We start from the raw sequence: 8,858 nt of genomic DNA, 5'->3' as shown, positions 1-8,858 counted from the left end.
GACGAAGCGAGGATCGCCGCGCTGCGCGTGACAGGGTCGACATCGCCGCGCGAGCCGTCGACCGATCCGGTGACGGTGATCTGGACGCGCGGGTCCTGCACCGCGTCACGCGCCCAGGCCGCCAGCGTATCGGGTGACGTAGCAGCACAGCCGAACCGACCGCGAAGTCGAGCATCCCGGCAGCGGCAACGGGCAAGGCCGTGGGCTTGGCCACTGCACGTGGCGCGGAAGCGGCGAGCGATCTCGACCGTGCGGTGTCGGCCGGTGCCGTCGCGGGTGAACCGAAGCCCTCGCGCAATCCGGCTGCCAGCGCCCGGGGCGCGAGGGGACGGTCGCTGGCGGTCTGCGTAGCCTGCAGGAGTACGAAGAAGCCGACGAGCAGCAAGGCGAGATCGGCGAGCGTAATCAGCCAGAGCGGACGCCCGGGCTGCGGCTCGGGATAATCACCGACCGTCATGCGACGCTCATCAACGGTGCGCGCGGGGCCTCGCGCGCGGCGAGCGCGACGAGTGGCGCCTCGATCCGGGCACGTTCGAACGCCTCGTTGCGGCCCTGTGCGCGCAGGCGGTTGGCGACCGGCATGAAGACGAGGTTGGCGAGCAGCGCGCCATAGAGCGTCGCGAGCAGCGCGATAGCCATCGCGCCGCCGATCGCGGTCGGATCGCTCATCGTCGCGAACATTTGGGCGAGCCCGATCAGCGTGCCGACCATGCCCATCGCGGGCGCGAGTTCGGCGGCGCCTGCCCAGACCTCGGCGGCGGCGACGTGGCGTTCGATCCGCGCATGGCGGCGATGCCGGATCAGCAGTGCCACGTCGCTGGCGGTCGCGCCGTCGACGATCGCCGCGATACCGGCGGCGATGTCGGGATCGGCGATGACCGTACGGTCGAGCGCCATCGCACCGTGGCGCTGGGCGATACGGCCGAGCGCGACGATCTGCTGGAGCAGTGCATCGCCGTCGAGCCGGGCGCGGCCGAGCGTCTTCAGCGCCGCGATCGCGCGGACCAGATCGCGCAGCGGTGTCCGCAAGGCGACGCCGAGGACCGTGCCGCCGCCGACGATGGCGAGCGCGGCGGGGTCGAGCAGATGGGCGAGCGTAATCATGTCCCGTAAGTCTTTGCAAGGGCCGGGCCAGTTCGCGATCCCCCGGTGAGCGGGACTCGCGCGGGCCGGCGGTTTGCACGCTGCGCGACGGGTCGGCACCACGCCTGCCGGTGCGATTGCCGCCACGTCTGCCGGGGCGGCAAGGCGTTGCGGCCGGGTTGCCGCGCGCTTGCCGACGGGCGGCAAAGCGGCGTCATCCGGTCAGTGCGCGTCAACTGGCACGGGCATTGCTTTGGAAGGCTTGCGCAATCCAGCGCGGGAGTTCGGTCCAGTGTCAGGTGACTCGCTGTTTGGCGTTCATGGTGCGGCCCTCGAGGTGCGATCGCAGCGCATGGGGGTGCTCGCGTCGAACATCGCCAATGCCTCGACCCCCGGCTTCAAGGCGCGCGACATCGACTTCAAGTCGGCGCTCGCGTCGCTCGAGACGGATGGCGCGGGCGGGATCGACGCGGCGACCAAGTATCGCGTGCCGACGCAGACCTCGATGGACGGCAACACCGTCGAGCTGAACCAGGAGCAGACCGCGTTCGCCGAGAATGCGGTGCAGTACCAGACCACGCTGTCCTTCCTGAACGGGCGGATCAGCCAGGTCACCCGCGCGCTGAAGGGGGACTAAGCGATGGCCAATGCGCCGATGACGATTTTCCAGGTCGCTGGCCGCGCGATGTCCGCGCAGCTGTTGCGGATGAACACCACCGCGTCGAACCTCGCCAATGCGGGCGGCGTCGCCGGCTCCGCGGAGGCTGCGTACAAGACGATGAAGCCGGTGTTCCGCACCAGCTTCGACGCCGCCAGCGGGATGTCGACGGTCGATGTCGAGAAGGTCGTCACCGCCGGCGAGGCACCCGCCAAGCGCTACGATCCGAACAATCCGATGGCCGACAAGGATGGCAACATCTTCGAGGCGGCGGTCGATGAAACCCGCGAGCTGGTCGACATGATGGAGACCGCGCGCAGCTACCAGAACAATGTCGAGGTGATGCAGACTGCGAAGTCGCTGATCATCGATACCCTCAAGCTAGGCCGCTGATCATGGCAAGTTCCTTCGACTCGACGCTTTCGAACCTCGGCATCACGCGCGCGACGACCGCCGCGACGACGACCACGGCATCCAATTCGACGACGCTCAACCAGTCGGATTTCCTGAAGCTGATGACCGCGCAGATGCAGAACCAGGACCCGTTCAACCCGGTCGACAACACCCAGATGGTCGCACAGATGGCGCAGTTCTCGAGCCTCGCCGGTATTTCCGAGATGAGCACGACGATGAAGTCGATCGCCGACAAGCTGAACGTGACCAGCGCCAGCGATGCGATGGCCTATGTCGGCAAGACCGTGCTGACCGCGGGTGACACGGCCTATGGGCGGACCAGCGGCGGGCTGGCCGGCGGGATCGAGCTTGGCGCCGCGGCGAGCAACGTCAACGTCACGATCACCGATGCCAATGGCGGCGTGCTGAAGACCATGTCGCTCGGCAGCGCCGACAAGGGCACCGTGAACTACGACTGGGACGGCAAGACCGCGACCGGCGAGGATGCCGGGACGGGACCGTTCAAGGTCATCGTCAACGCCCAGAATAATGGCACGACCGTTGCATCACAGAACCTTGTCTGGGCGCCGGTCCAGTCGGTTTCGACGACGACCGGTGCCGCCATCCTCACGCTACCGGGCCTTGGTGAGGTCCCCGTCACCGCGGTTCGCCAGATCGGCTGATCGCCCGCTGATTGCCAGAATTCCAGGAGTAACCCGATGTCCTTCTATACCTCGCTTTCCGGCCTCCAGGCCTCGCAGACCGAAATGTCGACGATCTCGCACAACCTCGCGAACGTCTCGACCAACGGGTTCAAGAAGAGCCGCACCGAATTCGCCGACGTGATCGCGTCTAGCGTGTCGCTGAACCCCGCGCAGCAGATCGGCTCGGGCACCGTGGTGCAGGGCAATCGGCAGCAGTTCAGCCAGGGCAACCTCATCCAGTCGGCCAACGCGCTCGATCTCGCCGTGTCGGGCGACGGCTTCTTCGTGGTGAAGCCGAGCACGACGTCGCTCAACGTCAACTATACGCGCAATGGCGGCTTTCTGGTCGATGCCGATCGCTATGTGGTCGATTCGAACGGCAGCCATTTGCAGGTCTATCCGGTCGACGGCTCGGGCAAGGTCGTCGCATCGGGGCTCGATTCCGCGGTCAGTCTTCAGCTTCCCGCGACCAGCGGCAAGGCCGTCCCGACCGCGAACGTGTCGATGTCGCTGAACCTCAGCGCCAATGCCGCGATCCCATCGACGACGACGTTCGACCGGTTCGACCCGACCAGCTACAACCAGTCGGCGCAGACGACGATCTATGATGCGAGCGGCAATGCGCAGACGCTGACCAATTATTTCAAGCGCACGACGACGCCCGATGCCGCCAACGGCAATACGAGCAGCTGGGAAGTGTTCAGCTATGTCGGTGACAAGCCGATGACCACCAACGGTGCGGCAAGCGTCGAGCTGGACTTCGACACCACCGGCAAGCTGACCGCGCCGACGACTGCGGTCGCGTTCGACCCGTTCACCACTGCAGGCAGCAGCACGACGCAGCAGTTCGGCTTCACCTTCGGGCTCGACACCACGCAATTGGCATCGGCGTTCAACGTCGCCGCGCGCGCGCAGGACGGCAAGGCGGTCGGCCAGATCCAGGGCGTGACGATCGACGAGTCCGGCATCGTCAAGGCGAGCTTCTCGAACGGCGACACCCAGGCGCTCGGTCAGGTGATGCTCGCCAACTTCTCGAACCCCGAGGGTCTGCGCCAGCTCGGCAGCAGCTACTGGTCGGCGACCGGCATTTCGGGCGAGGCCAAGCTCGGCATCGCCGACGCAACGGCTTCGGCAAGCTGATGTCGGGAACGATCGAGCGCTCGAACGTCGACATCACCGAAGAGCTCGTCTCGCTGATCGCGGCACAGCGCAACTTCCAGGCGAACTCGAAGGCCTTGGATACCGCGAGCCAGATCTCGCAGACCATCTTCAACATCCGCAGCTGATCCAGGGCGTGGACGGAGAACCCTGAATGGACAAGCTGGTCTACACCGCGGCGACGGGACTGCGCGCGCACATGGCGGCGCAGTCGGCGATCGCCAACAACATGGCGAACGCGTCGACCACCGGATTCCGTGCCGACCGCGTGGTGTTCGACCGGATCGACCTGAAGGGTGGCGGCCAGCAGTTCGAGGCGCGCGCGCCGACGTCGGAGGAAGTGACCGACGCCGACCGCGCGCCGGGGGCGATCCAGACCACGGGGCGGCCGCTCGACGTCGCGGTCACCGGCGCGACCGCATGGCTCGCGGTGCAGGCGTCGGACGGCTCCGAAGCCTATACGCGGCGCGGCGACCTGGAGATCGCTCCGTCGGGCGTGCTCCAGACCGGCGACGGTTTTCCGGTGATGGGATCGGGCGGTCCGATCACGATCCCGCCCTATGACACGCTCTCGATCGCGGGCGACGGGACGATTTCGATCGTGCCGCAGGGTGGCGATGCGAATGCGCCGCAGGTGATCGACAAGCTGAAGCTGGCCGACACCAAGGGGTCGGACACGGTCAAGGGGCTCGACAATCTGCTGCGCGTGCGCGGTGGCGGCGTGCTGCCCGAGGATCTCGATGCGAAGGTGCAGGGCGGGGCGATCGAGGGATCGAACGTCAACATGACGCAGGCGCTGGTCGACATGATCGAGAATCAGCGCAGCTACGAGGTCCAGGCCAACATGCTGAAGTCCGCCAAGGACATGGATGAAAGCGGTGCATCACTGATGCGCCTGCCGAGCTAAGGAAGGATTAGGCCATGAGCAGTTCCGCCATGCATATCGCGCGTACCGGGCTCGACGCCCAGGATACGCGCATGCGGGTCATTTCGAACAACCTCGCCAACGTCAACACGACGGGGTTCAAGAAGGATCGCGCCGCGTTCGAGACGCTGGCGTACCAGGTCGTGACCGCGCCGGGCGCGCAGTCGACGGCGGAGACCAAATACGCGACCGGGCTCAACCTCGGCACCGGCGTCCGGATCCAGGGCACCGCGCGGATCGATACGCAGGGGTCGATGCAGACGACGGGCAACAGCCTCGACCTCGCGCTCGACGGCGACGGCTATTTCCAGGTGCAGATGCCCGGCGGCACGCTCGGCTATACGCGCGCGGGCAATTTCTCGCGCAGCCCCGAGGGGCTGATGGTGACCAGCGAGGGTTATCAGGTGATGCCCGGCATCACCGTGCCCGAGGGGACGACCAACATCACGATCGGCCAGGACGGTACCGTCTCGGCGACGATCCCCGGCCAGTCGGAAGCGCAGCAGATCGGCCAGATCCAGGTCGCGAGCTTCGCCAATGGTGCCGGGCTCCAGGCGACGGGCGACAATTACCTGGTCGAGACCGCCGCGTCGGGCGCCGCCAATCTGGGCGTTGCCGGGCAGGATGGCCGCGGTCGCGTGCGGCAGGGGATGCTCGAAGCGTCGAACGTCAACGTCGTCGAGGAGCTGGTCGACATGATCGAGACGCAGCGTGCGTATGAGGTCAATTCAAAGATGATCTCGGCGACCGACGACATGCTGAAATACGTCAACCAGAACATCTGATCGCAGGGCGCATCATGGCATTTCCGATCCCCACGCGCGCGCCGATCGCGCTCCTCGCGATTGCCGCCGGCACGCTCGCGCCGCTGTCGGCGCAGGCCAGGCTGTTCGGCAAGAAGGCGCCGCCCGAGGACTTCACCGTCGCACGGCCGCTGCCCGTGCCGTTGGCGTCGCCCGCGACCGGATCGATCTTCCAGGCGCAGGACGGCTATGCCGCGCTGTACGAGGGCTGGCGTGCGCGGAAAGTCGGCGATCCGCTGACGATCGTGCTGGTCGAGCGCACCGCCGCGTCGAAATCCTCGGGCTCGAAGCTCGACAGCAGCGGCTCGGCCAGCATCACCCCGCCGACGACGGGCGCGCTCAACCTGTTCAACCGCGCCGATGCGACGATCAGCGGCGGGCGCAACTTCAACGGCGCGGGCGCCGCCGACCAGGCGAACTCGCTGTCGGGCGAGGTCAGCGTGACGGTCGCCGAAGTCTATCCCAACGGCACGATGCTCGTGCAGGGGCAGAAGCGCGTGACGCTCAACCGCGGCGACGAGTTCCTCAAGATCAAGGGGCTGGTGCGCACCGCCGATGTCGACCGCGACAACCGCGTGCTGTCGACGCGGGTCGCCGATGCGCAGATCTCTTACACCGGCAAGGGCGACGCGCCCGCGCGGCCGCCAGGGGTGGCTCAGCCGCTTCTTCTCCGTCGTCAGCCCTTTCTGAGGCCGTGACCATGCGCTTCCTGCTCACCCTCCTCGCCTCGCTCCTGATCGCAGCACCGGCGTCTGCAGACCGGATCAAGGACCTGGGCGGGTTCCAGGGGATTCGGTCGAACCAGCTGACCGGCTACGGCATCGTCGTCGGGCTGCCCGGCACGGGCGACGACAATCTGGAATATACCGTCCAGTCGCTGAAAGCCGTCGCGTCGCGCTTCGGGCTGCAGCTGCCGCCCAACGCCAATCCGGGGATGAAGAACGCCGCGGTGGTGATGATCACCGCCGAACTGCCGCCCTTCGCCAAGCCCGGCCAGCGGCTCGACATCACCGTCGCGTCGATGGGCAAGGCCAAGAGCTTGCGCGGCGGCAGCCTGATCATGACGCCGCTGCTCGGCGCGGATAACCAGATCTATGCGATGGCGCAGGGCAATCTCGCGGTCGGCGGGCTCGGCGCGGAAGGTGCGGATGGGTCGAAGATCGTCGTCAACATCCCCTCGACCGGGCGCATCCCCGAGGGCGCAACGGTCGAACGGGCGGTTGCGACCGGGTTCGACAGCGCGCCGATGCTGACCTTCAACCTTGCGCGTGCCGATTTCACGACCGCGCAGAACGTCGCGGGCGCGATCAATTCGAAGCTCGGCTTCGGCAGCGCGCAGGCGATCGACGCGGTTTCGGTCGCGGTCCGCGCGCCGGTCGGTGCGGACGTTCGTGCGACCCTGATGTCGACGATCGAGAATCTCGACGTGGTCTCCGCCGAGCCCTCGGCAAAAGTAATCGTAAATGCGCGCACCGGTACGGTCGTTATAAACTCCGCGGTGCGCGTGGGGCCTGCCGCAGTGACGCATGGGAAGCTGACGGTGCGGATCGACGAGAAGCCACAGGTGAGCCAGCCCGCGCCGTTCAGCCAGGGCCAGACCGTCGTCACGCCGAACAGCGCGGTCGCGGTCGAGGAGGAACGTCGCCCGATGTTCCTGCTGAACCCCGGCCCCAGGCTCGCCGACATCGTCAAGGCGGTGAACGCGATCGGCGCGTCGCCCGCCGATCTGGTCGCAATCCTCGAGGCGCTGAAGGAAGCCGGCGCGCTCAAGGCCGAGTTGATCGTCCTGTGAGCCCGATCGCAGCCCCCGGCCCGATCGATGCGGGCGGCATCTCGACCGATACGAGCCGGCTGAAGTCGAACGACAATCTCGACAAGGCGGGCAAGAAGTTCGAGGCGGTCTTCACCGGCATGATGCTGAAGAGCATGCGCCAGGCGAAATTGAGTGATTCGCTGTTCGAATCCAAGGCGCTCGACACCTTTACCGAGATGCAGGACGCCCGCGTCGCGCAGACCATGGCCGAGCACACGCCGCTCGGCATCGGCAAGGCGATGACCGATTTCCTCGCCAAATCGCAATCCGATCTTAACCCGGACGCGGCAGAGCCGTCGCCATGAGCGACCTCCTGTCGATCGGCGCGTCGGGCGTGCGGGCGTACCAGACCGCGCTGAACACCGTGTCCGAGAACATCGCGAACACCGGCACCGCGGGTTATACCCGGTGGACGACGAATCTCGGCCAGGTGACCTCGATCGGCAGTGGCATCAATGCGAGCGTCGCGACCGGCAGCAACGGCGTCACCGTCACCGGCATCTCGCGCTCGGCCGACACGTTCCGTTCGCTCGCGGTCCGCAACGCCGGGTCGGATCTTGCCAGGACGGAGACCGCGGCGGCCTGGCTCGGGCGGATCGAGACGTCGCTGACCGACAACAAGCTCGGCGATCGTCTCACCAGCTTCTTTTCCGCCGCGCAGACCCTGTCGGCGGACCCGACCTCGGTCCCGGCGCGGTCGGTGATGCTCGAATCCGCGACCAGCGCGGCCGCGGCATTCACCGCGACGGGCAAGGCGCTCGACACCGCAGCGGCCGATCTCGACACCGCGACGCGCCAGGCGACGCAGACGCTCAATTCGTTCGGCACCGCGCTGGCCAAGGTCAATGACGGCATCGCGCGTAGCCAGAAGGGGTCGACCAACGCCGCGCAGCTCGGCGACCAGCGCGACCAGTTGCTCGAGCAGATGAGCACGATCACCGATATCAGTACGGAGTTCGACGATCTCGGCCGTGCGACGGTGCGGCTGGGCGGCGCGAGCGGCCCGGTATTCGTGGCGGGCCCCGATGCGGGCAATGTCAGCTATCTGAAGAATGACGAGGGCGCGGTCGGGTTCGTCGTGCAGCGGACGGGCACGACATCGGCGGTGACGCCGTCGGGCGGCGCGCTGGCCGGCTATGCCGAGGGCGCGCAGAAGATCGTCGCGGCGCGCGACACGCTGAACGGCATCGCGACCGACTTCACCACGCAGGTCAACGCCATCCAGGCGCAGGGGCGCGATCTCGACGGCAATCCGGGTGTGCCGCTGTTCAAGACCGGCGACACGCCGACAAGCATCGCCGTTGCACTGACCGACCCGCCG

General features: G+C 67.1%; 12 protein-coding genes and 1 pseudogene. 11 read left to right on the top strand and 2 right to left on the bottom strand.

Annotation, left to right across the window (positions count from 1 at the left end; translation table 11 throughout):
• On the bottom strand, nt 1–457 hold a 457-nt coding region (locus tag NI18_RS24405; protein WP_306286416.1), incomplete at its 3' end, for a flagellar motor protein MotB.
• Nucleotides 454–1,104: a MotA/TolQ/ExbB proton channel family protein gene (locus NI18_RS13580; RefSeq protein WP_031440255.1), complete on the bottom strand. Its 651-nt coding sequence runs from the start codon at nt 1,102–1,104 to the stop codon at nt 454–456. The genes NI18_RS24405 and NI18_RS13580, both read right to left, overlap by 4 nt.
• Before the next feature lie 271 nt (nt 1,105–1,375).
• Here NI18_RS13580 and NI18_RS13575 point away from each other — a divergent pair, with 271 nt between their 5' ends.
• The 11 genes and pseudogenes from NI18_RS13575 to flgK form a co-directional block, all read left to right on the top strand.
• Nucleotides 1,376–1,720, top strand: coding sequence for a flagellar basal body protein (locus tag NI18_RS13575; RefSeq protein WP_031440256.1), 345 nt, complete (start codon nt 1,376–1,378; stop codon nt 1,718–1,720).
• Between the two features lie 3 nt (nt 1,721–1,723).
• Nucleotides 1,724–2,134, top strand: a complete 411-nt coding sequence (gene flgC / locus NI18_RS13570) for a flagellar basal body rod protein FlgC (protein WP_031394680.1) — start codon at nt 1,724–1,726, stop codon at nt 2,132–2,134.
• Nucleotides 2,135–2,136: 2 nt separating this feature from the next.
• Complete coding sequence (locus NI18_RS13565; protein ID WP_031394681.1) at nt 2,137–2,817, top strand: flagellar hook capping FlgD N-terminal domain-containing protein; 681 nt, start codon at nt 2,137–2,139, stop codon at nt 2,815–2,817.
• A gap of 36 nt (nt 2,818–2,853) precedes the next feature.
• Nucleotides 2,854–3,978 (top strand): flagellar hook protein FlgE, encoded by a 1,125-nt coding sequence (locus tag NI18_RS13560; RefSeq protein ID WP_306286415.1) that lies wholly within the window; start codon nt 2,854–2,856, stop codon nt 3,976–3,978.
• Entirely contained in the window at nt 3,978–4,124 is a 147-nt protein-coding gene (locus NI18_RS27100; protein WP_306286414.1) for a flagellar basal body rod C-terminal domain-containing protein, read from the top strand. The genes NI18_RS13560 and NI18_RS27100 overlap by 1 nt, the downstream gene beginning before the upstream one ends.
• 26 nt (nt 4,125–4,150) lie before the next feature.
• On the top strand, nt 4,151–4,903 hold the full coding sequence (locus tag NI18_RS13555; RefSeq protein WP_031394683.1) for a flagellar basal body rod protein FlgF: 753 nt from the start codon (nt 4,151–4,153) through the stop codon (nt 4,901–4,903).
• 14 nt (nt 4,904–4,917) lie between these two features.
• Complete coding sequence (gene flgG / locus NI18_RS13550; protein WP_031440258.1) at nt 4,918–5,706, top strand: flagellar basal-body rod protein FlgG; 789 nt, start codon at nt 4,918–4,920, stop codon at nt 5,704–5,706.
• A gap of 14 nt (nt 5,707–5,720) precedes the next feature.
• Nucleotides 5,721–6,414 (top strand): annotated as a pseudogene (locus NI18_RS13545) (flagellar basal body L-ring protein FlgH).
• Between the two features lie 10 nt (nt 6,415–6,424).
• Nucleotides 6,425–7,516 (top strand): flagellar basal body P-ring protein FlgI, encoded by a 1,092-nt coding sequence (locus NI18_RS13540; protein ID WP_031440260.1) that lies wholly within the window; start codon nt 6,425–6,427, stop codon nt 7,514–7,516.
• Nucleotides 7,513–7,842: a rod-binding protein gene (locus NI18_RS13535; protein WP_037530507.1), complete on the top strand. Its 330-nt coding sequence runs from the start codon at nt 7,513–7,515 to the stop codon at nt 7,840–7,842. Before NI18_RS13540 ends, NI18_RS13535 begins: the two co-directional genes overlap by 4 nt.
• Nucleotides 7,839–8,858: flagellar hook-associated protein FlgK (gene flgK / locus NI18_RS13530; protein WP_037530505.1), on the top strand; the 1,020-nt coding region annotated here is incomplete at its 3' end. The genes NI18_RS13535 and flgK, both read left to right, overlap by 4 nt.

It is taken from the genome of Sphingomonas sp. Ant20 (assembly GCF_000783375.1).
Taxonomy (GTDB): domain Bacteria; phylum Pseudomonadota; class Alphaproteobacteria; order Sphingomonadales; family Sphingomonadaceae; genus Sphingomonas; species Sphingomonas aerolata.
The sequence above is the reverse complement of the archived record's forward strand: the minus strand, read 5'-3'. Positions and strand labels throughout refer to the sequence as shown.

Bases quoted from the DNA above. Each gene is read 5' to 3' on its own strand.
- NI18_RS13580 (WP_031440255.1), bottom strand. From the start codon at position 1,104: ATGATTACGCTCGCCCATCTGCTCGACCCCGCCGCGCTCGCCATCGTC.
- flgC (WP_031394680.1), top strand. From the start codon at position 1,724: ATGGCCAATGCGCCGATGACGATTTTCCAGGTCGCTGGCCGCGCGATG.
- NI18_RS13565 (WP_031394681.1), top strand. From the start codon at position 2,137: ATGGCAAGTTCCTTCGACTCGACGCTTTCGAACCTCGGCATCACGCGC.
- NI18_RS13560 (WP_306286415.1), top strand. From the start codon at position 2,854: ATGTCCTTCTATACCTCGCTTTCCGGCCTCCAGGCCTCGCAGACCGAA.
- NI18_RS27100 (WP_306286414.1), top strand. From the start codon at position 3,978: ATGTCGGGAACGATCGAGCGCTCGAACGTCGACATCACCGAAGAGCTC.
- NI18_RS13555 (WP_031394683.1), top strand. From the start codon at position 4,151: ATGGACAAGCTGGTCTACACCGCGGCGACGGGACTGCGCGCGCACATG.
- flgG (WP_031440258.1), top strand. From the start codon at position 4,918: ATGAGCAGTTCCGCCATGCATATCGCGCGTACCGGGCTCGACGCCCAG.
- NI18_RS13540 (WP_031440260.1), top strand. From the start codon at position 6,425: ATGCGCTTCCTGCTCACCCTCCTCGCCTCGCTCCTGATCGCAGCACCG.